We start from the raw sequence: 25,671 nt of genomic DNA, 5'->3' as shown, positions 1-25,671 counted from the left end.
TTATGTAATAAGGTAAAATGAATCAAATCGAAAAAGTATCAATTGCTTTACAGCCTAATGTATATTCAACATTCCGAGCTTTGAACAATACTGTTTCATTTGCATTGGGTGAATATGTTGATAACTCCTTGCAAAGTTATTTAAATAACAAAGATATTTTGCACAAAATAGAGCCTAATTACAAATTAGAAGTTAGGATTAATATTGATTGGGAAAAGAGAACAATTACTATTATTGATAACGCAGCTGGAATCAACACTAAAAGCTATCAGAAAGCCTTTGAACCTGCTCATATTCCTATTGATAAAACAGGTTTGAATGAATTTGGAATGGGAATGAAAACGGCTTCTGTATGGTTAGCCGACAATTGGTGTGTTTATACAAAAGCATTAGGCGAAAAAGTAGAAAGATATGTTGAATTTGATTTGAAAAAAGTGATAAAAGAAAACAAAGAAGAATTATTTGTTACTCTATCAGACAAACCTATTAACGAACATTATACAAAAATAGTTTTATCTAATCTTTCAGACCAAGCACCATCTGTTAATCAAATGGATAAAATCAGACGACATTTATCAAGTTTTTATCGAAAGTTCATCCGAAATAATGAAATTGATATTTATGTAAATGACGAATTATTAAGTCATCCAGAGTATGAAATATTAACCGCTCCATATTATAAAACGCCTGACAAAGAAGATGTTTATTGGAAAAAAGAAATAGATTTTGAACTTGGAGATTATAAAGCCAAAGGTTTTATAGCTATTTTAAAAACAATGCAACAAGCTGCAAATGGTATTGCACTAATGCGAAGAGGAAGAATTATTGAAGAGAAATATTTTCCACCTACATTATGCGGTCAAGTTGGTTCTCCGAGATACAAAAGAATTTTTGGAGAAATAGAACTCGAAGGGTTTGAGGTATCATTTAACAAAAACAAATTTAGAGATGAAGAAAACTTGGAAGTTTTCATCAGTGGATTGAAAGATGAATTGACAAATGCAGAATTTGATTTGTATGGTCAAGCAGAAAATTACAGACAACGAGCAAAAGAGGAAATTACAAAAATAGCAAAAGGCATCACCAAATCTTTAAAAAAAGCCATTAAACCTCGTGAATTAACGAAACGAATGCAAGAGGCTGAAATGAAAATAGATGATACTCAACATACTAAAAAATCTGAGGAATCTATTTTGTCGGCTTCTACAATTAGCACACATTCAGATTCTTTTCAACTGAATGGCGAAGATTATACCATAAAAGTTGATTTGGTACAAGAGGAAATGTCAGATAAATTATATTCCGTAGTAATGGAAAAAAGTGAAAATCTATTTGACACAGAAAACAACAAGACAGTTGTTTGTAAAATAAATCTTGCTCACTCATTTTTTACACATTTTGATATATTTAAAAAATCGAATAATTATCATCCCATAGTTTCAGTTTTTAAAGCACTTGCTTTGGCTGAAATTATGGCACCAAATAGAGGTACAACAAACGCTTCAAATATTAGACTTTTGTTCAACAATTATATAAACCATTAATATGGAAATACAAATATTAAATTCAAACGATAAGGAAAAATTTAAACCGGTTATTGGAGATAGAACAACTGAACTTGTCAGTCGTTTGAAAAATAAACTTGACGAAGATGAATTAAATAGTTTATTGTCAGAAACATCTGATATACTTTCACATTGTACCAATCCGAATTTGGACGAATCTCAATCTACAACAAATCTTGTATTTGGATATGTGCAAAGTGGTAAAACTATGTCTTTCACTACTTTATCAGCAATGGCAAATGATAATGGTTTTAAAATTATTGTTTATTTTGCAGGTACAAAAACAAATCTTCTAACGCAAACTACAAAGCGATTAAAAAAAGATTTGATAAACAACGGAGCTAATAGTAAATATTACAAATCATTTGAAAATCCAACACTAAAAGATGTACAGCAAATAACAAATGCTTTGCAATTAAGCACAAAACCAACAATTTTAATAACGGTTTTGAAACATCATAAATACATTAATAACCTCACTGAAATTTTCAATTCAAATCAAATAAAAGCGATTCTCAAAAATAATGGAGTTCTAATAATTGATGATGAAGCAGACCAAGCAAGTTTGAACGGATTTGCATATAAAAATAGTAAATCAGAAGAATGGGAAGATGATGATTATACAACTACATACAGCAGTATTTTAAAGTTAAAATCCTCTATTCCAAATCATTCTTACATTCAATATACGGCAACTCCTCAAGGACCTCTATTGATTAGTATGTTGGATTTACTTTCTCCTAAATATCATACGGTACTCACACCAGGAAAGAAATATACAGGAGGAAAAACCTTTTTTGTTGACCATACAGAATTGGTTTTGACCATTCCTGAAAATGAGGTTTTTAATAGCAAAAAGAACAAATTAGAGAATTGTCCAAAAACATTGATTGAAGCCTTGCAAATTCACTTAATGAATGTTGCTTTGGTTGTAAAAATTTGGCAAAAAGAACACTTTTTGTCAATGATGGTTCACGCTGATAAAGACCAAGATGCAAGCGAAACTTTTCACGGTTGGATTACAGATTTAATTCAAATGTGGACAGAACAAATCACAAGCGAAGAGAATGACTTTGCAAAGATAGATTTGGTTAATTCTTTCAAAAAAATATATCCAGAAGTAATCAAATTTTATAATCCTTCGGAAGATAAAATTCCTTCATTTGAAGAAATGTTACCACATTTACAAGATGTGATTTTTGACACTAATATTGAATTGATAATCAGTAGAACCAAAAAACAAGGTTCAGATAAAGAAATTGATTGGAATGGATATTCATCACATATTTTGGTAGGTGCTGAAATGCTCAATAGAGGATTTACCGTTGAAAACTTGGCAGTTACCTATATGCCGAGATATAGCGTAAGCAAATCCACTGCCGACACTATTCAGCAAAGATGTCGTTTCTTTGGATACAAACTTAATTATCTCAAATCGTGTAGAGTATATCTCCCAGAAGATACCATTTTGGAATATACCGAATATGTACAACACGAAGAGGAAATGCGTCAATGGCTCAAAGAAAAATCGAGTATTGAAGAAGTAGAACAATTACTTTTGATTACTCCAAAACTCAATGCTACACGAAAAAACATACTAACAGCAAATACCGTAAATACCAAACTCAAAGGTTGGCGTAAGATGAACGCTTTCCAAAATATTGAAGAAAATAAAGTTTTTGTAGAAAATTTCATTAAAAACCAATCGTTTACAAACGAAAAAGATTACGGAACAGCAGACAGAAATCATCGTTATATAAAGTTACCTATACAAACAGTAATAGAGTTTTTGTCGAATTTCAAGTTTTCAAATATGCCTGATGCCGCAAGAAAACAAGCAACTATTCGCTATTTGAAATATCTCGCCAACAAAGAAAAATCGCCTTTGCAATACGCATACATTATTCAAATGGCATACGCAGGTGATGCTCGTGAGCGTGCTTTTGATGAAAATACAGAACGATTAAAAGAATTGCATTCAGGGCGTTCAGGGACTGCTACCTCAAATCCTTACCCTGGGGATTCTCATATAAAGTTTGAAGATTCAATTTGTATTCAAATTCACAAAGTAAAACTCAAATCCGAATCTATGAAATGGAACGGAAAAGAGGCTTATACTTTGGCTATTTATTACCCAAAAGATTTCGCTGTGGATTATGTAGCAAATGAAAATTAATGTAAATGAAAGATTCTATTTTTGAAATATTCAGAAAATTACAACAACAACCGAGTAAAACAGGTCTTTATTCGGTTGCTTCCTTGCCTTTCAGTAAAAAACACAAAATAGGCATTTCAATAGAGGGTTATCCACTATTTTTTATTTCTTGCAATGATGTGAATCCGATGATTGATGTCAATCTTGAAAAAATATCGGTTCAATTTTATCGTTCGTGTAAGTTATATGAATATGATTTTCAGTCAGAAAATGTATATTCAATCATTTCTTTAAAAACAATTAATATTGATTTTCAAAAATATTTTATTGACATTGTAGCCTTAGTCATTGCAAAACTTTCGGACGAGCCAACACACAAGCAATTAAAGTCCGAAATACAAAAGTTGGTGGAATTGTTTAGTAAATTCAGCCAACCACCACGCAAAACACTTCAAGGTCTTTGGGCAGAACTGCTTGTAATAGAACAATCCAAAAATCCCGAATATCTCATTCAGTCGTGGCATATTTCACCTCAAAGCAAATTTGATTTCAACGACGGAAAAGATAAAATAGAAGTGAAAAGCACCTCAAAGTCAAACAGAATACATAGGTTTTTATCAGAGCAACTCAACCCAAATGTTCATTCCAATTTGTGGATTGCTTCCGTTTTTGTAATAGAAACAGGACAGGGAAAAACGATTTTTGATTTGATAAACAATATTTGTAAAAGACTAAAAAGTTCTGACTTACAAATAAGATTAAAGGAAGTTGTAGCCTATACATTAAGCAATAATTTAGAAAACGCATTTGATACCTATTTTGACTATCAGCAAGGTATTGATACTTTGGCATTTTACGATTTTAAAGATGTCCCTTCGATTGACTCCAAAACCATTCCGAAAGGAGTAAATAATGTAAGATTTGATGTCGATTTGTCTTACTGTAATACATTAAAAGAGAAGCAAATATACTTTTCAGATAGTTCACTTTTTAAGAGTTTAAAAATATGAAGATAGAGAAAATTTACCCTGAAACACTAAAACAATTGATGTTGGAAGTATTAAAAACATCATCTGATTTTCAGTTTATTAGTGGAACACAGCCTTTTTTAATGAAATTTAAAGAGGTTGAGTATTATGTATATGTAAAAAATCTATCTTCGGCATATTTTAAAGACCGCCCAGACACCACACGAGCTCAATTGCCTATTCGTGATGAATTTGATGAAATCAAAAAATCGCCAAATCCTTTTGTGTTTTTTGGTTATGACCAAAAAAATGATGTATTGGTTTGTTGGAATTTTCACATTGCTAAATCAAGATTGAACGAAAAGAAAAGTGTATCGTTCTATTCCCGTCAATTTTTTCAAGACGAAGTGGTTTTCGGAGAATTTTTACGCAAAAAACTAAAAAATAATGACGAGCCTATATTATTTAAACGTTGGGATTTAGTTTCGTTTTTTGAACAAATAGATTCGTTCTTTCCTCTTGAAAACGAATCGCCAAAACCAAAAAACACAATCGTTAAAAGTAACAAATTAGAAAAAATTACTGACCAAAAAATCATCAATCAGTTATTGCCACTCATCAAGGAAAACCGAACTCTGACAGCAATGCAATTAGTTGCAGAGTTTTACAAAAATAAATATCCAGAAATGCAACTTAGGGATTGGAGAAACTTAATTCTAAAACTATCAAAAAGTATTAGTTAATTAGTAAAAAAGTCGGTTTTTGACCGACTTTTAAATTTATAAACCTTACGAAACCTAAACTTATACGATTTCGGTTTGTATTTCTACCTGATTGGTAAGTAGCTTGTGTATTGGGCAAGATTCCGCTACTTTGTGCAGTCTCTCGATTTGCTTATCGTCCAGATTGCCGTTGAAATGTATTTTTCGGGTAAATACCGCTTGGCGTTCGGTGGTGTTGTTTTCTATATCTACATCTATTTCAATGCTTTCCACTTCCCATTCCTTGCGGTCTATGTACATTTTCAAAGTGGCAGCCGTGCAACTTGCCAATGAACTCGCCAATACTTCCAGCGGATTAAAACCCTTGTTTTGTCCGCCCAAACTTACAGGTTCGTCGGTAATTATCTTATTTTCGCCTGCTACAATTTCCGTATAGAAATTGGTTTTTCCTAATGTTGCTTTTACACTTGCTTTCATTTTTCTAAGATTTTGAACCACATAGAAACATAGATTATTTTATGTACTTATGCGATTGGTTTATATTTTAAGTTAAACCACATAAGCATAGAGATTACTTTATACTTATGAGGTTGTTTTTTAAAGGTTTTAACCACATAGAAAACATAGGATTTTAATTTTTTTCTATGTACCTATTACATTTCTAACTATTTGCTATCTAGGTAATCGACTAAAATATTCATTAACGAATGTTTTTTGTCCTTCTTTAAAAATATTTGAACAATTGAAATTTATTAAAATTCCTTTCGGACATTTCAGCAATTTCATATAAGTGAGCAATTGAGCTTCGTGTATAGGCAGTAGTTCCTGTACGGCTTTCAACTCTACTACAATTGATTGATTTACTAATAAATCACACCGAAAATCTATATCCAAATACTTTTCTTTATAAATAATAGGGATACGCATTTCGGTTAGAAAATCAATACCCCTAATTTTCAGTTCTTCACGCATACATTGATGATACACACTTTCGAGTAGTCCGCTTCCCATTATTTTGTGAACTTCTATCGCACTTCCGATAATTTCGTAGGTCAAACTATCCAAATATGTTTTGGTAATCATCATATGTTTTTTAAACACCTAATTCATTTTTTCTTAAACCATATAGAAAACATAGGATTTTAATTTTTTTCTATGTACCTATGTGGTTTAAATGTTTTTGAACCTTATAGATACATAGTTTTTTATGCTCTTACGCAGTTGCTTATTTTTGTATGATTTAAACCACATAGAAAACATAGGATTTTAATTTTTTTCTATGTACCTATGTGGTTTAAATGTTTTTGAACCTTATAGATACATAGTTTTTTATGCTCTTACGCAGTTGCTTATTTTTGTATGATTTAAACCACATAGAAAACATAGGATTTTAATTTTTTTCTATGTACCTATGTGGTTTAAATGTTTCGAACCTTATAGGTACATAGTTTTTTATGCTCTTACGCAGTTGCTTATTTTTTGCAAAAATTGAACCACATAGAAAACATAGGATTTTATTTTTTTCTATGTACCTATGTGGTTTATTTATTTCTACAATTTATCGTAAGCGGGGAATTTCGGACTTACGATGCGTTTCCATTCGGGATGTTTTTGGATGAATGCAAACACATACGGGCAATACGGCATCAGTTGTTTTCCGCTTTCTTCGATGTAGTGTAGCGTTTTTTCTACCAATGCTGCAGCTGTTCCCGTTCCTGCCAATTCCGCTGCCGCTTCGGTGTGTGTCAGGGCAATGAAACTATCTCTTTCCTCAAAATCGATAAAGGCAAGATGACCGTTGTTTTCGAGTTCAAAACGATTTTTTTCATCGTTTTTCACCAATGGTAAATGTTCTAATTCGGGTTTCACTATTGTGCGATTTGTTGTTTAAAGTTTTCTATCGTGTTGATATGCTCTTGTTTCAATTCAGGATTGGTAATTCCTTCATTGGCATCGAAATTCTGTCCGAACTTCGGCAAAGAGAATACCCCTTTGATATTTCCGCCGTAGTGAGGAAGCGTTTTTTGAGCTACATCTAAAACATTTTTTCCGCCGTATCCGCCCGGTGAAGTTGCCATAATCAGCATTGGTTTATCTTGGAAAACGCTCTTATTGATACGCGAAGCCCAGTCAAAAACATTTTTGAAAGCCGTGGCAAAATTTGAATTATGCTCTGCAAACGAGCAAACGATGGCATCAGCTTCTTCTATACACTGTAAAAATTTATGTGCCCGTTCCGGAGTCCCTTTTTTCTCCTCATCGGAAGAGTAAATCGGCATAGAATAGTCGTTCAAATCCAATAAGTTGATGTCGCTTTCCCCGAAATGCTTTAGGGTGTGTTCTACTAATTTTTTGTTGATGGAAGTAGAAGATGTACTTCCTGCAAAAGCTACTATTTTCATTGTTTTAATATTGAATTTTTCAGGGTGTAAAGGTACTTCTTTTCGTTAGAGTTTTCATTGATATGGGTCAAGAAAGTCTTTTAGCAATATGATATACAAATTTCAAAAGCTTGTTAACGAATATAAAAATGGGCGTAAGTTTTATGAAAAATGGATGTGAATTATCAAATTATGTTCAATACCCGAATATTTTTACCTCATTCGGCTCAATTACTTTTTCCATTTTATCAATCCTTTTTTGGTCGATAATTGGAGTACTATTTACGAATGTGTAAATCCTGGTGTATAATCCAATGATTTCTCTTCATATTATAATATATTTTTTATTAATAAATTAAAAAAACTTTCATAACTTCGAAACCATTACCTACTGAATAATAGATTTGTGTATAGATTTTGCAAAAATAAATATACTCCCTTACCAAAAAAACTTCAATATTATGAAATGCACCAAAAAATCAAAAAACCATCCTATTCAGGACGGTTTTTAATTAAAATCACTTACTTTTCAGCGGATAGGTAGGCAGTGGTACGAAATCGTCTTCATCGTCAATGACTTTTGGGAAGGCTTCGTGGTTTTGTTCTTTCCAGTTTTGTTTAGCTTTTTCTATTTTCTCTTTGTCGGAGCTCACGAAATTCCAAAACATAAATCGCTCTTCAGGAAAAGGCTCTCCACCGAAAATATACACCACCGAATTTTCACTCATCTCAAACTCGCATAACTTACTATTTTTAGCCACCAACAATTGTTTAGAACCATAGTCGTTCCCCTCAATGTTCACTGTGCCTTCCAGTACATACATTGCCGCTTCTCCGTAGAGGTCTTCGCCGATGTGGAGTTTGGTTTTCTCCTTGGCTTTCAGTTCAATGAAAAACAACGGGCTATGCACAGGCACGGGCGATTTTTTCCCAAAAGCCTCTCCAGCAACCAGTTTTACCTGTACGCCATTTTCCTCCCAATGCGGAAGTTCTTGTGCTTCGATGTGATGAAAACTTGGATCGCAATCTTCCAAATGTTTCGGTAGAGCCACCCAAATTTGGAGTCCGTGTAGTTTTTTCTCCGTATTTCTTAGGTAATCAGGTGTTCTTTCGGAATGCACCACGCCTTTTCCTGCCGTCATCCAATTGACTGCTCCAGGCTGAATTTCCATTTGCGAACCGATGCTATCTCTGTGAAAGATAGATCCCTCGAACAAATAAGTGAGCGTAGAAAGCCCAATATGCGGTGCCACATCCAAATTCTGATAATCTTTCAGGTCGGCAGGCCCCATATGGTCGATGAACACGAAAGGTCCTACTGCTCTTTTTTCGCGAAAAGGAAGTAATCTTCCTACCAAAAAGTTGCCGATATCTGCTGCTTTTTCTTCTAATATCATTCCGATGTTTGACATATTTTTTTTGATTTTAATCGTTCGATGATGCAAAAGTAGCGTATTTTTCATTCCCAACCATTGACATAGGGCAATAACGGAAATTACATTTTTAAACCACATAGAAACATAGATTTTTTCCTATATTTCTATGTGTTTTTATTTCTACGAATTTTTCTATTTCTTAGTTTGTTTAGCTCTTATACGACTTAGAGTTTCGGGAGTTACACCCAAAAAGGAAGCGATAGAGTACTGCGGAACGCATTGTACCAATTTGGCGTATTTTTCTAAAAATCGTTCGTAGCGTTCTTGTGCCGAGAGTGCTAATACGGAATAAATTCGCTCTTGATAGTTTTGCAGGTGTCGTTCTAAAAGTATGCGATAGGCTCGTTCCAATTGCGGAATATCTTTGAGGAGCTGTTGTTTTTTGTTATAAGAAATGGTGTAAACTTCGCTATCTTCCAAAGCCTCTACAAACATTTTACTCGGGGTACGACGATTGAAACTTTCAAAATCACCAATCCACCAATGCTCTATGGCAAACGACAAGATAATTTCATTGCCTTGAAAGTCGATATAATAATTTTTAAGACAGCCCTTTTTTACAAAAAACTCAGATTCACAAACCTCTCCCGAACGCAACGGAAAATCTCCTTTGGAAAAGGATTTCAGTTCAAAACTATTATCTATCAAGTTTTTTTCCTCTGTAGAGAGTTCCACCAACTTTGAAAAATATTCACTAACCATCATTGCCTATCAATTTTGGAGGTAAAGATAATACAATTTTGGTTAGGATTTTTCTCTTGAAACAAAAAATCAGAGCTTTTACAATCATTGTAAAAGCCCTGACATTCGTTAGTGATTGAGTTTTGTTTATTTTAGTTTTGTTTTGCAAATTGCAATTCTCCTTCGATTCTTACATCGTCGCTTACCAACACACCTCCTGTTTCCAAAGCGGCATTCCAGTTCAGTCCAAAATCCTTTCTGTTGATTCGTCCTCTTACAGAAAATCCTAATTTTTCATTTCCCCAAGGATCCTTGCTAATTCCTCCAAAATCTACTTCTAAATCTATCTCTTTGGTAATACCTTTTATAGTAAGGTTTCCTACCAAAGTGTACTCATCGTCCGATTTTTTGGTAAGAGAAGTTCCTTCGAATTTCATTTCTGGGAAGTTTTCTACATCGAAGAAATCGGCACTACGCAAGTGGTTGTCTCTGTCTTCGTTGTTGGTAAAAATAGAAGTAGTTTTTACCTGTGCATTTACTTTTGAAGTTGCAAAATCTTCGCCAAGAATTTCCACTGAAAAATCTTTGAAACTTCCTTTTACGTTAGAAATCATAAGGTGTTTTACCCTGAAATTCAATTCACTGTGAGCGGTATCTAATGACCATTTTACTGTTGACATATCTTGTTTATTTTTAAATTCGCTGCAAAGGTATGCGGTTTTTTCTACCCTGTCATTGATGTAAGTCAAGAAGTGATTTTTGCTTTTTACGATTGGTTAAAAGAAATTGTACTTAAGGGGTAAATGTAGTCACAACAAATAGTTTCTTGCTCATTTGGTTAATAATAAAAAACTACTGAAATTTGCACTTCAATATCCTTAGTACGTTGATATAGCCGATAAAAAAATATTTATTTATGAAAAATAACACCCTGCGAAAATTCCTTTTTTTGATACTCGCGGTATTTTCATTATCTCCTTGGGTGTCTTCGCCCATTGCTTTGGCGTTAGGAATTGCTTTTGCTTTTACACTGAAAACACCATTTCCACTGCCTAAAATCAATCCAGTCATTCATCGATTGTTAAAGTTTTCCATCATAGGATTAGGTTTTGGATTGCAACTCAATGAAGCACTCAAAGCAGGGCAAAACGGATTTTTGATTACCATTATAAGTATTGGTTTTGTACTGATACTGTGCGGATTGTTGGGTAAAATATTAAAACTCGATAAGATACTCAGCTACCTCATCGGTGTGGGGACGGCCATTTGTGGAGGTAGTGCCATTGCAGCTATTTCGCCCATTATTAAAGCCAATGGCAAGCAAATTTCGGTGGCTTTAGCGGTTATTTTTACGCTCAATTCCATTGCTCTTTTCATTTATCCTCCTGTGGGGCATTTGCTTGGACTGAGTCAGGAACAATTTGGGTTGTGGTGTGCCATAGGGATTCACGATACGAGTTCGGTGGTGGGTGCCGCTAATAATTATGGCGAAGAAGCCCTAAAAATCGCTACAACGGTAAAATTAGCCCGAGCCCTTTGGATTATTCCGCTGAGTTTACTGACGATGTGGCTATTCAAGGGCAAAAGTAACCGAATAAAAATTCCTTGGTTTATAGGTGGTTTTGTGTTAGCCATATTGGTAAATACTTACCTTCCTATTCCCGAGGTGATTACAAATACCATTACCCTCACAGCAAAAGCAGGATTGCATCTTACGCTATTTCTTATAGGCAGTACACTTTCTTATGAAACCCTACGAAATGTAGGTGTAAAACCTCTGATTTTTTCCGTTTTACTATGGATAGGCATTAGTCTTTTAGGGCTTTTAATGGTGTATGAAATGATGTGAATATTCTGAGAAAACACGTAATCTACTCCTAAAAGAACTCCCAAATTAAGTTCTAAACCCCATAAAAACATAATAATTCTATGTTTCTATGGGGTATAGCTCTAAAGGTATTATTTTCCTTTTGCTTAACTTATATGTTAACAGGGATTATTTAAAATCAGCATCAGAAACGCCTTCATTTATCTTTACGCCAGAAGTCTTGAATTCAAAAGTCATTCCTGCAGATGAAACCGAAATTGCATATGGAACTTTTACTCCTTTCACTTCACGATAATCATCATAAATAACGATATTTTCAATTTTTTGACCTCCCATTTCAACTGTGGTTTTCTCTCCTACTTTAAGTCCTGAAACTACATCATAGTACAAATTCTTTTTATCTGTCAAAGCGATAACATAGGCATCAGCTCCATTAAATGATTCAATAGCAACTAATTTTATATTGTTATTGTTCAGCATATTAACTTCTGGGAAAACACCTGATTCCATTTGAGCTATTACCACTTCGTCATCTGAAACCGGTATTTTTTGTCCTTGAGCCTCGACCGAAACTGTTTTACCATTAACGATTTGCTTTGACAAGGTCATACCCATTCCTGTGATAAGTTGTAAAAATTTATCAGTACCACTACGTTTGATTTCAAAATCAAGAGCAATTCCCTGCATCTCACCTTTCGCTTGGATAGCAATGGTTTTAACGCTTTGTGTCTTCCCTACAGATTTTAGATAATTTTCCAATACCGTTTTAGCCGTCACACCTGCTGGAATCTCCTTAGTATATACAGCTTTAGCTGTTGGATTACCTAACTTATCGAAGTAGTACACAGGAATTGACTTCCCGTTGAAAGTAATAGCTTCTAATTTGTCTGCAACTTCACTTCCTTTACTTACTACTGTGAAACGTAAATTGTTGTTTTTGAAATATTTATTAGCTACTCGTTTAATATCTTCTTTGGTAACGGCATTAATATTTGCTACATAATTTTTGTAGAAATCAGCAGGTAGGTTTTGCGTTTTGATGTTAATCGCGTATCGAGCTATAGTTTGTGGGTTTTCTGTTGCCATGATGAAGCTACCTAAATAGCTAGCTTTCGCTTGTGCAATAAGATCATCTGCAACTTCTTCATTACGAATGCGTTGTATTTCTTTTAATATTTCAACAATAGCTTTGTCCAATACATCGTTTCCTACTTTAGTAGCACCTTCAAAATCTCCTCTTGTCCATTTATTGGCACCTACAGAAGTACTGGCTCCATAAGTAAATCCGTTTTTCTCACGCAAATTCATATTGATATAGCTTCCGAACCCTCCTCCTAAAATGTAATTAGCAATCAATACAGGAAAATAATCCTTGTCAGATATTTTCAAATCTACTAAATTGTTAAAGCGTATTTCAGATTGCACTGCATTTGGCAGATCTACAAAATTGATTTGGGTAAATTCCACATCCGAAGGAGTAGTAATAGGTTTTGGAGTAGATTTTCCTGGTTTCCATTTTTTGAAATATTTTGTAACCAAGTTCTTAGCTTCTTTGACCTTGATATTTCCTGAAACCACAATGTAGGCATTTGTAGGAACAAAGTGTTCTTTGTAGAAGGCTTTTACATCATCTAAGGTAATGCTGTTGATACTTTCTTCGGTAGAAAACTCCCCATAAGGGTGATTTTTACCATAAACTAACGCTCCTTGTACACGTCCTACGATAGATTCAGCACTATTTTCGCCAAACTTAATTCCTTGGAGTAATTTCGCCTTTTCTTTTTCAAATTCTTCTTGCGTGAAGTTTGGATTCAGAGCTGCATCAGCCATTAACTCCAACACACGTGGAAAATATTTTGACAACGAAGATGCATATCCTCCACCTGCTGATAATGAAATATTTGCTGCCAAAAAGTCTACTTCTTCATTGAAAGTATCTTTCGAAATAGAAGTGGTTCCATTACCCAACAAAGATGAAGTAAGGTCTGCTATTCCCATTTTATTCCCCTCAAGCACAGGTGGTTGGTCAATACTCAGACTTATACTGACACGCGGTAATTTATTGTTTTCAACCACCAAAAGGGTCATTCCATTTGATAGTTTGTAAGTATATGGAGTTCCTAAATTAATGACAGGAGTTTTTCCCGAAGTGGGTATTTTGGATCTGTCAATTTGAGCTGTTGCCATTGTTATTATTGATGCAAATATTAACGTTATAACAAATTTTATATTCGATTTCATACGTACTCTTTTTTCAATTATTGTTTTGCATTTTCTGGTAAATAGTCAAGATCTAAACGCTGATTAGCACTTAGATATTTTTTAGCCACACGCTGAATATCCTCACGAGTGATAGAACGATAAATATCTATTTGCTTATTAATCAGATTTGTATCTTTGTAGAAAGTGTAAAAATTCGCCAATGACAACGCAATTCCTTCCATGTTAGAATTGGTGCTCACAAAACGATTTTCAATTTGATTTTGTAGTTTTTCAAACTCACGTTGCGAGATAAGACCATTTTGTAATTTTTCAATTTCTTCATCCATTTCTTTTCCAACGGTTTCAAGAGAAATTCCAGCCATTGGCAAAGCCCCCATAATGTAGGTACCGTAATCCTCTTGTGAATCGGAAAAAGCTAATACTTGCAAAGCGCTTTTATTCTCATCTACCATCTTCTTGTAGAGACGAGAACTCTTTCCTCCTGTCAAAATAGAAGAAATAAGGTCTAAAACATACGCATCCTTTTCATTCATACCTGGCGTCCGATAAGCGTATATTTTTATTGGCAACTGAATATTAGGATCATAGTCTGTTACTTTAATTGTTTGATTAATAGGCTCTTCCTCAATTTTTGTGCGTACTATTTTATCACCTGTATTTGGAATAGAAGCAAAATAATCATGAATCCATTTTTTAGTTTGAGTTTTCTCAAAATCTCCCGCAACCACCAAAACAGCATTGTTTGGATTGTAAAATTTCTTTTTGAAGGCGATAAATTCTTCCAATTTTGCAGCATCTAAATGCTCAATTTGCCCGATAACAGACTCTCCATACGGATGTTTTTTAAATAAATGTGGATTGATTCCCGTTCTATACATAATTTTTCCGTAAGGAGCATTATCCAAACGTTGTTTCTTCTCTTCCTTAACCACCGAATTTTGCGTACTCACCCCAATTTCATTTATTACGGGATGTAATAAACGCTCTGATTCCATCCAAAGTCCTAATTCTAAATTGTTTGAAGGGAATATTTCATAGTAATAGGTTTTATCCTGTGTGGTGAAAGCATTGTTTTTTCCACCGTGTGAGGAAACGATATCGAACCATTTTCCTCGCTCAATATTCTCTGTTCCTTCAAACAAAAGGTGTTCAAAAAAATGGGCGAACCCTGTACGAGAACGATCCTCATCTTTCGCTCCTACGTGATACATCACCCCCACAGCCACCACAGGTGCTGAATTATCCTGATGTAAAATGACGTGCAATCCATTGGGCAGGTCATATTCTTCAAAGGCAACTTGTTGTGCCATAGCAAAACTTCCTGAAAGCATCATTGCTGTTACAAATAATTTGTTTTTCATATATGATAAAAGTAAAAATTTCTATGAATATTTAAGAATACGTGTTAAAAAATATATTTACTAACAAATCTTTCCTGTTAGTATCAGAATATTTCATTTTGTTACAAAATAATTTGTAAAATGATTACTAGTATGGTTAAGACTTTAAATTTGTTGGTAATATATCTCCGTTTCAAGCCTTAAATTGATATTAAAATCAGATGTAAAGATTTGTATCTTAGTTTTTTATGCCTTAAATTTTAAGTATACGATATTTTTACATTATAAAATTCGATGGATTTGCTCCACAATCGTATTTAATTTGAGTATATTACAGCTCCTAAAAAACAGATAAACAAGAATTTACAATGAATTTATAATATATTTTGCTTTGTTGACTGTTTCTTTAGCAGGGATTTTCGGGATACCATATTCATCAAAGGTCTGTAAGACTTCTTCTATTTTTTCCAACGCCTGAATGTTTCCCGATTTCTTAAATTCTTCACGGAGAATACGAACTTTTTCATAATTTTGGATACCTTCAATCATTCGTTCCATGCGGATAGAACTTCGACCTAAGGGATAAGTTAAATAGGTGTCGCCTGCCGCCCAACTTACAAAACGACTATCAAGAAGGGGTTCAATTGTCCAACTATTCAATGCCCAGCGTAGGTATCCATCTAAGTTTTCTTTGGCTACAAACCAACCTAACCACTCACTTTCAGCAGGTTCACTGAACGTAAAAGTGTTTGGGTAAGGTTCAGTACAACATGTATAATAAGTAGAAATTTTACCTTGCTCTCTACGCTTGTTTTTTACATCGTCGGAGAATTTTTTCCATAGAGCTACACAATAGTCATCCAAATCGGCTTCAATTTCCTCATGCCAATCACCAGCAAAAGATACTTTAAAATTAGGATCAGCTTGTTTAATAACTTTCAGGGTTTCTAACATCACTTTCATAGGACGCTCATCCATAGAAATATACGTTTTTTCAAACCATCCCTTACCTTTTAAGTGTTTCGCAAAGGCGGTGAGCATAGCTCCCCAAACCTCGTTGTATTCAGGTTTTCCTGGTTGTGTTTCAATTTTTTGCACTTGGTTAGTAGCTTGATCAAAATACTGAAAAGACAACTTCCAAGGAACCATCGAATAGCAATTGATTTGTTTGGTTATTCCCATTTCGTGCATAAATTCGACCCATTTGTCGAACACCGCAAAATCAAAATGCCAAGAGCCATCTAGCTTTTTAAACCACGTAACCATGGAACCGAAAGCGTCGTAAGTTTGTCCTCCCCATGGCTTATGCATGATTGATGCTGTGATTGATTTCCCTCCCGCTTCCACATAGGGTTGCATCTCTATTCGCAATTTATCGAAATGCTCCTTACTCCATGGTCTTAGATTGTGATAACGAGATACTGCATACGGATTTTGCCACAAATCTAAATGAAAGTGCCAGTCTTTTGAGGCGGGTAAAACTCGGTCTAATATTTTTATTTCCAACGGAAGTTTTTGGAATACTTTTCCTTTATTTTTTACCGAAATAAATCCTTTGTAGCTTCCTGAGACTGCATTTTGAGGCACTTGCACCTTTACCCAAATTCCTCGAGAGGTTTGTGCAGGGATGACCAATTTTTTAGCGTAGTGATCAATTGCATCTGCTACAAGAGTAGAATCAAAGTTAATTGCGGTACGATAACCACAGCCTCCTTTGCCATCCTTATTGAGTTCGTCCGTCATCACATAACGAATAAAATCAGCTGAAATATGTTCTTTTTTAAGGTTATTTTTAAGTTTCGTATGCCTAAAATCACTGATGTCAACTGAAATTTCAGCATCTTTGTTGGCATTAACTACTACAATTTGTCCGGAAATACGCTCTCCTTTCCAAGCGGTTAAAGTTTGAGCCAATTTTAAGTCCTTAGCTGGAGTTTCTTTTTTATAGCGGACATCCGTAGAACCCCAACCTGCAGTTGTTCCCTTGAAGTTTTTCCACTCCTGAGGGTTGGCTTTCACAGGATTTGGCAATTCTATAAAAGTTTCTTTCGGAAAAGGAACTTGTCCTGTAAGCTGTTTGGAGTGAGTAATGCCTTGATTTTCTTGAGCTTTCATCGAAAGTATAAGAAATAACCACAGAAGAAAATAACATTTTTTCATCACCTTAAATAGTATGTTTAGATGTCCACAAAGATATAATTTTTCGCTGAATTTTCATAGTAATTTAAGGCTACTAAAAATACACTAAAAATCGATGTCTCCGAAGTCGTCTTTATCATTTTCCAAAGCTTCCACTTTTTTACAATCCATTGGAATTTCAATATTTTGTGGTGCAGGGAACGGTGATTTAGACACATTCAAATCTTTGTCAGCATAGCATTTTTTCATGTAATTTCCCCAAATAGGCAACGCCATAGTTGCTCCTTGCCCATAGGTAATTCCTTTGAAGTGGACGGCTCGGTCTTCACCTCCAACCCAAACACCCGTGACCAAATTTGGCACCATGCCCATAAACCAACCATCACTGTTGTTTTGCGTAGTTCCTGTTTTCCCTGCTATTGGATTGGTAAAAGCATACGGATAGCCCGTAATTACGTTTTTATACATACTGTTATAAGAATCCGCTCCTTTGGTTCTCAATCTGGCACCTGAACCATACTGTGTAACTCCTTCCATAAGGTTAACAACAGCTCTGGCTACTTCGGCACTCACCACATCGCGTGTTTGAGGCGTATTTTCAAAAAGTACGGTTCCGTTTTTATCCTCAATACGCGTTACCAATGTGGGTTTCACATATACTCCTTCATTTGCAAAAGTTCCATAAGCTCCAACCATTTCATAAACCGTAATATCTGCTGTCCCTAATGCGATGGACGGCATCTCAGGAATTTCTGCTGAAATTCCCAATTCACGAGCCAAATTAATCACAGGAACTGGCCCAACTTTATCCATCAAGTTCACCGTAATGGAGTTAATTGAGTTTGCTAAGGCATACTTCAAAGTCATCATGTCACCTGAAAATTTTCCGTTAGAGTTTCGTGGGCACCAAGCAGTCAAGTTTTGATATTTCCCTGCTTCAATACATGTCTGAATATCAGGAAGTTCATGACAAGGTGAATAGTGTAACTGGTCAATGGCGGTTGCGTACACAAAGGGCTTGAAAGTAGATCCTGTTTGTCGAGCACCTTGAATCACTTGGTCGTATTGAAAATGTTTATAATTGATTCCTCCTACCCATGCTTTGATATGCCCAGTTTGAGGCTCCATTGACATCATTCCCGTTCGCAAAAAAGCTTTATAATACAAAATCGAATCTAAAGGTGTCATAATCGTATCTCGTTCACCTTGCCATGAGAAAACACGCATTTCGGTTTTTTCTTTGAACGATTGCTCTATTTCTTTTTCGGAATAGCCCAAAGATTTCATCTTTCTCCAACGCTCCGATTGTTTCATAGCTCTATTAATCAAGGAATTAAATTCATCTTTTGATACTTCTACAAACGGAAAGGTTTTGTTTTTCTTTGGATTGTTTTCAGCATCGAATACTTTTTGCAGTCGTTGCATGTGCTCTTCTACCGCCAATTCAGCATAGGTCTGCATTTTTGAATCAATGGTGGTGTAAACTTTCAAACCGTCCAAATAAAGATTATGTTTCGTTCCATCAGGTTTGGGATTTTGGTCTATCCATGTTTTCATAAATGAGCGTAAATACTCACGAAAGTAAGTTGCTATTCCTTCGTTATGACTTTCTGGAGTAAAGCGTAATTCCAAAGGCAATTTTTGCAATGAATCTTTTTCTTTCTGAGTGATATAATTATTTTTTGCCATTTGTGCCAAGACTACATTACGTCGGTTAGTAACCCCTACAGGATTTCGTACAGGATTGTAGAGCGATGAATTTTTGAACATTCCTACCAATACAGCACTCTCCTCTAAGCTCAGTTCCATAGGTTCTTTATCAAAGAAAATACGTGCTGCCGAACGTATTCCATCTGCTTGATATCCAAAGTCATATATATTAAAATACATTGTGAGAATCTCTTCCTTGGTATATTGTGTTTCCAAGCGAGTAGAAATTATCCACTCTTTGATTTTTTGGGTATATCGCTCCAAACCACGAGCCTTCGTACCGTGAAATAACTGTTTTGCAAGTTGTTGCGTGATTGTTGACGCTCCTCCTTTACTTCCGAGATAAGCAAAGGCACGAAGAGTTCCTCGCACATCAATTCCTGAATGGTCATAAAAACGCTCGTCTTCCGTAGCTATCAGAGCATCAACCAAATGTTTTGGCAAATCCTTATATCTTACAGGAGTTCGATTGTCATCCAAATAGAATTTTCCTAATGTTTTTCCGTCAGCGGTAACAATCTCTGTTGCCAAGTTTGTTTCTGGATTTTCCAATCGTTTGAAATCAGGCATCTCTCCTAAAAAACCCCATGAGCCAAAAGCAAAAAGTAGACACACAAACCCAATGCTTCCGAAAAATACCAACCAAAACAGTTTAACTAACTTGTTTTTACTTCCTTCTTTCGTTGTATTCTTTTTCATTATGTATTTTTGTAATATCTTGATAATTATATTTTTAAATAATAAATTCGAACATCAAATAAACTTTTTTCATTCCTTTTAAGCTAATATCAAAATTTATCTAACAGTAGATTATCTTTCCTGAATATTTTCTATTTGCAATCCGACTTCGGTAATACCATTGAGCTGTTCCAAACCGTCTGTTTCTCCTATTTTTCGCATGGCTTGTTCTACCTTTATAGTATATGTTCCATTGGCTGAAAACACAAAGTTTTCTTTATACCACAACTTATTTTCCTTTACAGATGAATATCCATAACCTAACCATTTCCCTTCTGGGGTTGCCATTTCGTATTCCAAAGTGTCTATAATGAGTCTTCTGTCAGGCAATTCCATGTGAGTAATAAGAAATAAATTACTAAACTCATACTTTTCATTATTTCTCAGCATAATGAATATGTTTTTTTTAGCAATAGAATCGGAGTGTTGAAATTGAAACGACACAGGCGATGCCTTTTGCCAACCTTCTCCATCTGAAAGTGAAACATATTCGCTATATTCGATGTTTGACTGACAGCTACTCCACATCAGGACGGCCAAAAATAGGGTTAAAAATCTCATTATTTATTATTATCGGTGCTATTCTTATTAAAATGGTTCGATTTTCGTTTTGCATTTGGATTTTTTTCCTTCAAATGCTTTGGATTTTTTGAGTTTTTCTGATTTGCGATATTATTCTTCTGTTTGTCCTTCTCGTTTTCAATAGGAATATTGTGTTTTTGAGATTGGGGCTGTGTCTTTTTAATTTTTACCTGTTGATTTGGTTTTCGCTGCTCATTTTTATGTTGAACATTTGCATCTACCTGTTTTTCAGGAATCTCTACTTTACTTTCTGTTTTTCCTGTTTCATTACCATTTTGGTTCCCTGCCTTGTTATTCTTGGAACGCTTGTCATTTTTCTTTTTCTTGCGTTTGGGTTTGTCGAATCGAGTAAGACTATCCTCGGTATTTTCCTTGATCATTGTCATTCCAATTTCAGAACCTATTCCATCTGCTTCGGCTGTAATGGCATAATCTTCTAATACGACATCTTTGTCACCTGCACCATTCTTGGCAATAATTTCTTTGACACTTTCTACCGACAATTTATGCCAATTTATAGGGTCTTCGTCATAAGAATACCACATCAAACGTTTGAAAATGTCTATTTTTTGACAACTTGCTTTCCCTTTTTCCGTATGTAATTTAGTTTCTGTACGAGGGAAATCCTGCAGAGCATCCACGTAGGAATCCAGCTCAAAATTGAGACAGCATTTCAACTTTCCACACTGTCCTGCTAATTTCTGTGGATTCAGTGAAAGTTGCTGATAACGAGCCGCTGAAGTGGTTACAGTTCTAAAATCAGTGAGCCATGTTGAGCAACACAGTTCACGCCCACATGAACCGATCCCTCCTAATCGAGCCGCTTCCTGACGGAAACCTATTTGTCGCATTTCAATGCGTACCGAAAAGGCTCGTGCCATATCCTTAATCAATTGACGGAAATCGACTCGACCTTCAGCTGTATAATAAAACGTAGCCTTAGAACCATCTCCTTGGAATTCTACATCTGAAATTTTCATTTCCAATCCTAAAGCAATTGCTAATTCTCGCGAGCGTTTTTGCACTTCAATCTCTTTATCCCGAGATTCTTGCCAAATATCAATATCTCGCTGATTTGCCTTTCGGTAGACTTTAGGAATTCCTTCTCCATTCCAATCGATTTTTCGCTTTTTCATTTGCAAACGAACCAATTCACCTGTGAGGGTAACCACTCCTACGTCATGTCCTGAACTGGCTTCCGTAGCAACTACATCACCTATTTGTAACGATAATTTCTCTGTATTTTTAAAGTATTCCTTACGGCTATTCTTAAAGCGGACTTCTACGCAGTCAAAAAAATCTTGTCCCCCTGGTAAGCGCACATTTGATAGCCAATCAAAGACAGCTAATTTTCCGCTATTACAACCTCCAGAACTACATCCTCCACTGCATCCACCACCTTTTTTATTTTTTGTTGTGCAACTATTGCAACTCATTCTTTGTTATTTATTATATTGAAAAACAAGGTTTTGAATAGATGTTGTTAGAAAATAACCTTGTCCGATTAGTATTTGTCTTTTAGTCGTTTGCTATTTTATACGAATAGCTTCAATTTGCAAAAATACATTTTTTATTTTTACGTACTATAAAATATAACGGATTTTTTTCTAACAGAATTTCTTTCCTAACATGAAGAAGGCAAAATAAATACGGTTTAATTGATAATTACATCAACTTGTGAATTGTTAACAAAAAATAAAGTAAAGATTATAGGTCTTCTGTTTGAAATATAAAACTCATAATATCAATAATTTATATCTTATAATTATGAGATAAACTATTCAGATTGGATTGTTTTTTTATTTTCAATTCCTAAAATTTCACCTCATAAAATTCATAAAATACATGAACTAAATAGTCATAACAAATTTACAACCCTTAAAATGTTAAAAAAAAACTTTTTATTGTTATTATTAAGATAATATTTTATCTTTGCCATAGCTCTATTGTGGAGTACAATGAGTAAAGTTTAACTAAAATTTTAAAAAATGACTAAGAAGTTTTTGTTGGCAGTGCTGTTGATGTTATCAGCAATAACGTTAACGGCACAGGTTAAGGTAACTGGAAAAGTTACTGATGAGACAAGTAGTCCACTTCCTGGTGCAAATGTGATACTAAAGGGGACTATGAAAGGAGTTGTTACCGATTTTGATGGTAACTATACGCTTGAAGCTAATCAAGGCGATATTATTGAGTTCAGCTACATAGGTTATCAATCTCAAACTAAAAATGTAATTGCAGATGGCAGTAAATCTTTGATAATAAACATATCATTAAGAGAAGATGCTGAAAAACTGGAAGATGTTGTTGTTGTGGGCTATGGCGTTCAGAAAAAAGTAAACTTAACGGGAGCCGTATCTTCTGTAAAGGGAGAGACTCTTGAAACTCGTCCTGTTGCTAACGCAACGCAGAGTTTACAGGGTATGGTTTCGGGTTTATTTGTTAACAATTCAGGTTCAGGACGTCCTGGAGCTAATGGTTCTCTCAGTTTGCGGGGGCAAGGAAATTTGAGTAACACCGCAAATCCGTATGTTTTAGTAGATGGTGTTGAAATGAATTTAGCCGATGTAAATCCAAACGACATAGAAAATATATCGGTTTTGAAAGACGCAGCGGCAAGTGCAATTTATGGAGCAAGAGCAGCTTACGGCGTTATCTTGGTGACGACAAAAAAAGGACAGGAGGACAAAATGAGAATAAACTATCAAGGAACAATGGGTTTCCATTCACCTACCGTTTTACCTGATATGGTTGATTCTTATTCATTCGCTCAATATTGGAACGCTGGAGTTAAAAATGCAGGCTCAACAAGGCTGTACAGCGACCAAAAAATGGCTTTATTGCAACAGTATATCACTGATCCAAATAGCGTAAATCCGTGGTTTGAACTTCCTGCAAACAGCCTTATGAATCCCGCTTTTGAAAACTCTGAACGAGGTGTAGGAAACGTTGATTACTTTGATTTGCATTATAAGAATAATGCTGTTCGTATCAACCATAATCTTAGCGTGAGTGGAGGAAACAAAAAAGCTCAATATTATCTCTCGGGCGGATATTATGAGGAAGACGGTATTTTACGCTATGCTAAAATGGATTTCAAACGCCATACACTCACTGCTAACATTTCTTCACAGATGACCGACTGGTTAAAAATAAAATTGAACACAAAATTTTTGTCTTCTCAAAATAACACTCCTTTTGGAGATGGTGGTTTGTCAGAAGGATTTTATCACTCATTAGCTCGTTTCCGTCCTACAGTTTCACACATAGACCCTAACGGAAATTTCACAGAACTGACAATGATTCCTTATTTACAAAGTGGAACATACACTACTTTAGACAGAAACTCTCTGAACATTACTGCAGGGGCAGAATTGCAACCTCTTAAAAACTGGTTCATATTTTTTGACTACACTCATCGTCAAGGTAATGATGAATACGAAGCTTTAAGTGTTGCGCCTAATATTTATGCTGCTGATGGGGTTACTACTTCAAAGGGTGTAAGAAGCGAATTGAGCGTTACCCCTGATGGGCGATTTACTCGCTACTACGCTCGTGAAGGATACAAAACAATGAACCTTTACACAAATTATCTACTTACATTAGCCGAAAAGAATAATTTTACTTTTATGGCAGGTTATCAGGAGGAAGATTTATCGTATAGCTACCTAAAAAATTCTACTACAAAACTTTATTCTACTATAAATCCTAATGTAGGGATGGGAGCAGGGGATAAAGTAATCACTGATAGTCGATATGGTTGGGCAACCCGAGGAATTTTTGGGCGAATTAACTACGATTATGATGGTCGTTATCTTCTTGAAATTAACGGTCGTTACGACGGCTCATCTCGATTTGCAAAAGCCAACAGATGGGGCTTTTTTCCTTCGTTATCAATGGGTTGGAATATAAGTCGAGAAAGCTTTATGGAAACGACTTCCAATTTTCTATCTAATTTAAAATTGCGAGCCTCTTACGGGTTGTTAGGAAACCAAGCTGGTGCAGACCTGTACACATTTGCCGCTACCATGCCTTTGAGTAACAGATTAGGAGGTTATATTTTTTCTGATGGAAGACATTCATATACACAAGCACCTAAGGTGATTGACTTAAACACAACTTGGGAAAAAGTAGAAAGCAAAAACATTGGAATTGATTTTGGTTTATTCGACAATAAACTAACAGGTTCGTTTGATGTTTTTCAACGCGATACTAAAGATATGTTGGGAACAGCTCTCAGCTTTCCTGATTTTTTTGGAGCAGACGCCCCTAAAACAAACAATGCAAATATGCGAAACAAAGGTTGGGAGCTACAAATCAATTATCGAGGAAAAATAACAGAAGACATTAGCTTTAATGTTGGAGGAATGCTTTCTGACGCTACTTCAGTAGTTACGAAATATACGAATCCTGAAGGAACTGCACCTGCTAATAGTTGGTATGAAGGTCGATCCGTAGGTGAAATTTGGGGATATCGTTCGTCAGGATTAATACAGACCCAAGCAGAGGCTGATGAATATAATAAAACCTACGATATGAGCTATTTAAGTCCTAAGGCATGGACTCCTGGAGACGTAAAATACATAGATCTAAATAATGATAAAAAAATTGATCGAGGAGATAATAAACTCAGTAATATGGGAGATATGACCATTATAGGTAATACAACACCACGATATCAATACACCATAAACGGAGGAATTAGTTGGAAAGGATTAGCTCTCAATGTAATGCTTCAAGGAGTTGGCAAGCGCGATTGGCATCCTGAAAGCGGATCTTATTTCTGGGGTTCAGGGCCTTACGCACAAGTACATGTTTTTAAACAACATTTAGATTATTGGAGCGAAACGAATCCTAATGCCTATTATCCAAAACCTTATATTCATACTGCAGGAGGAGTAAGAACTTTCCAGAGCAAGAACAAAGCAGTGAGTGACAGATATTTACAAAATGCAGCTTATTGCCGACTTAAAAATGTTACATTGAGTTATACGCTATCTGAAGAGATCATTAAAAGATTTAATTTCCAAAAGGTACAAATGTTTATTTCAGGAGAAAACCTATTGACATTCACATCTTTAATGGATATATACGACCCTGAAGCTATTTTTACAGGAAATACGTATACAGGCGAAGGTGGTAAAAACTACCCGATGAATAAAGTTGTTTCAATGGGAATAATTGTTAATTTTTAAAATTTGAA

19 protein-coding genes are annotated in these 25,671 nt (G+C 35.0%); 6 read left to right on the top strand and 13 right to left on the bottom strand.

Going from position 1 to position 25,671, the window contains the following annotated elements:
• Window positions 1–17 precede the first annotated feature (17 nt).
• The 4 genes from ACF3OB_RS02375 to ACF3OB_RS02360 are packed head-to-tail and all read left to right on the top strand — an operon-like array spanning window position 18 to window position 5,431.
• The gene (locus tag ACF3OB_RS02375; protein ID WP_042347269.1) at window positions 18–1,544 is read left to right on the top strand and encodes an ATP-binding protein; all 1,527 of its coding nucleotides are present in this window, start codon (window positions 18–20) and stop codon (window positions 1,542–1,544) included.
• 1 nt (window position 1,545) lies between these two features.
• Window positions 1,546–3,741 (top strand): Z1 domain-containing protein, encoded by a 2,196-nt coding sequence (locus tag ACF3OB_RS02370; protein WP_392448189.1) that lies wholly within the window; start codon window positions 1,546–1,548, stop codon window positions 3,739–3,741.
• Between the two features lie 5 nt (window positions 3,742–3,746).
• Window positions 3,747–4,730 (top strand): PD-(D/E)XK motif protein, encoded by a 984-nt coding sequence (locus tag ACF3OB_RS02365; protein WP_042343952.1) that lies wholly within the window; start codon window positions 3,747–3,749, stop codon window positions 4,728–4,730.
• Window positions 4,727–5,431, top strand: a complete 705-nt coding sequence (locus ACF3OB_RS02360; RefSeq protein WP_392448187.1) for a hypothetical protein — start codon at window positions 4,727–4,729, stop codon at window positions 5,429–5,431. The genes ACF3OB_RS02365 and ACF3OB_RS02360 overlap by 4 nt, the downstream gene beginning before the upstream one ends.
• Before the next feature lie 60 nt (window positions 5,432–5,491).
• Here ACF3OB_RS02360 and ACF3OB_RS02355 read toward each other — a convergent pair whose 3' ends face one another.
• The 7 genes from ACF3OB_RS02355 to ACF3OB_RS02325 all read right to left on the bottom strand — a co-directional run bounded on the left by ACF3OB_RS02355 (window position 5,492) and on the right by ACF3OB_RS02325 (window position 10,588).
• The gene (locus ACF3OB_RS02355) at window positions 5,492–5,887 is read right to left on the bottom strand and encodes an OsmC family protein (protein WP_392448185.1); all 396 of its coding nucleotides are present in this window, start codon (window positions 5,885–5,887) and stop codon (window positions 5,492–5,494) included.
• 195 nt (window positions 5,888–6,082) lie between these two features.
• Entirely contained in the window at window positions 6,083–6,496 is a 414-nt protein-coding gene (locus ACF3OB_RS02350; RefSeq protein WP_013996603.1) for a GxxExxY protein, read from the bottom strand.
• Window positions 6,497–6,961: 465 nt separating this feature from the next.
• Window positions 6,962–7,279 (bottom strand): GNAT family N-acetyltransferase, encoded by a 318-nt coding sequence (locus ACF3OB_RS02345; RefSeq protein ID WP_002664345.1) that lies wholly within the window; start codon window positions 7,277–7,279, stop codon window positions 6,962–6,964.
• Window positions 7,279–7,812 (bottom strand): NADPH-dependent FMN reductase, encoded by a 534-nt coding sequence (locus ACF3OB_RS02340; RefSeq protein WP_392448183.1) that lies wholly within the window; start codon window positions 7,810–7,812, stop codon window positions 7,279–7,281. The genes ACF3OB_RS02345 and ACF3OB_RS02340 overlap by 1 nt, the downstream gene beginning before the upstream one ends.
• 497 nt (window positions 7,813–8,309) lie before the next feature.
• Window positions 8,310–9,203 (bottom strand): pirin family protein, encoded by an 894-nt coding sequence (locus ACF3OB_RS02335; protein WP_392448745.1) that lies wholly within the window; start codon window positions 9,201–9,203, stop codon window positions 8,310–8,312.
• A 156-nt stretch (window positions 9,204–9,359) separates the two neighbouring features.
• A complete protein-coding gene (locus ACF3OB_RS02330; protein WP_095917684.1) occupies window positions 9,360–9,932 on the bottom strand; it encodes a Crp/Fnr family transcriptional regulator in 573 nt (190 codons plus the stop codon).
• A 128-nt stretch (window positions 9,933–10,060) separates the two neighbouring features.
• Entirely contained in the window at window positions 10,061–10,588 is a 528-nt protein-coding gene (locus tag ACF3OB_RS02325) for a YceI family protein (protein ID WP_095912529.1), read from the bottom strand.
• A gap of 236 nt (window positions 10,589–10,824) precedes the next feature.
• On the opposite strand from ACF3OB_RS02325, the gene ACF3OB_RS02320 reads away from it, so the two are divergent.
• On the top strand, window positions 10,825–11,757 hold the full coding sequence (locus tag ACF3OB_RS02320) for a YeiH family protein (protein WP_392448182.1): 933 nt from the start codon (window positions 10,825–10,827) through the stop codon (window positions 11,755–11,757).
• Window positions 11,758–11,904: 147 nt separating this feature from the next.
• Here the strand turns inward: ACF3OB_RS02320 and ACF3OB_RS02315 are convergent, their stop codons facing one another.
• The 6 genes from ACF3OB_RS02315 to ACF3OB_RS02290 all read right to left on the bottom strand — a co-directional run bounded on the left by ACF3OB_RS02315 (window position 11,905) and on the right by ACF3OB_RS02290 (window position 21,904).
• Window positions 11,905–13,923, bottom strand: coding sequence for a M16 family metallopeptidase (locus ACF3OB_RS02315; RefSeq protein WP_392448181.1), 2,019 nt, complete (start codon window positions 13,921–13,923; stop codon window positions 11,905–11,907).
• Window positions 13,924–13,994: 71 nt separating this feature from the next.
• A complete protein-coding gene (locus ACF3OB_RS02310) occupies window positions 13,995–15,269 on the bottom strand; it encodes a pitrilysin family protein (RefSeq protein WP_042009540.1) in 1,275 nt (424 codons plus the stop codon).
• Between the two features lie 393 nt (window positions 15,270–15,662).
• A complete protein-coding gene (locus tag ACF3OB_RS02305; protein WP_392448179.1) occupies window positions 15,663–17,459 on the bottom strand; it encodes a DUF4091 domain-containing protein in 1,797 nt (598 codons plus the stop codon).
• An 84-nt stretch (window positions 17,460–17,543) separates the two neighbouring features.
• Complete coding sequence (locus ACF3OB_RS02300) at window positions 17,544–19,847, bottom strand: penicillin-binding protein 1A (RefSeq protein ID WP_095912532.1); 2,304 nt, start codon at window positions 19,845–19,847, stop codon at window positions 17,544–17,546.
• A 111-nt stretch (window positions 19,848–19,958) separates the two neighbouring features.
• Window positions 19,959–20,447, bottom strand: coding sequence for a gliding motility lipoprotein GldH (locus ACF3OB_RS02295; RefSeq protein WP_042009516.1), 489 nt, complete (start codon window positions 20,445–20,447; stop codon window positions 19,959–19,961).
• Window positions 20,447–21,904: a regulatory iron-sulfur-containing complex subunit RicT gene (locus ACF3OB_RS02290; protein ID WP_212895990.1), complete on the bottom strand. Its 1,458-nt coding sequence runs from the start codon at window positions 21,902–21,904 to the stop codon at window positions 20,447–20,449. The genes ACF3OB_RS02295 and ACF3OB_RS02290 overlap by 1 nt, the downstream gene beginning before the upstream one ends.
• 552 nt (window positions 21,905–22,456) lie before the next feature.
• On the opposite strand from ACF3OB_RS02290, the gene ACF3OB_RS02285 reads away from it, so the two are divergent.
• Complete coding sequence (locus ACF3OB_RS02285) at window positions 22,457–25,663, top strand: SusC/RagA family TonB-linked outer membrane protein (protein ID WP_392448175.1); 3,207 nt, start codon at window positions 22,457–22,459, stop codon at window positions 25,661–25,663.
• Window positions 25,664–25,671 lie beyond the last annotated feature (8 nt).

This window comes from Capnocytophaga canis, from assembly GCF_043187445.1.
GTDB classification, from domain to species: Bacteria; Bacteroidota; Bacteroidia; order Flavobacteriales; family Flavobacteriaceae; genus Capnocytophaga; species Capnocytophaga canis.
Note: the sequence above shows the minus strand (reverse complement) of the source record. Positions and strands in the feature narration are given on the sequence as shown.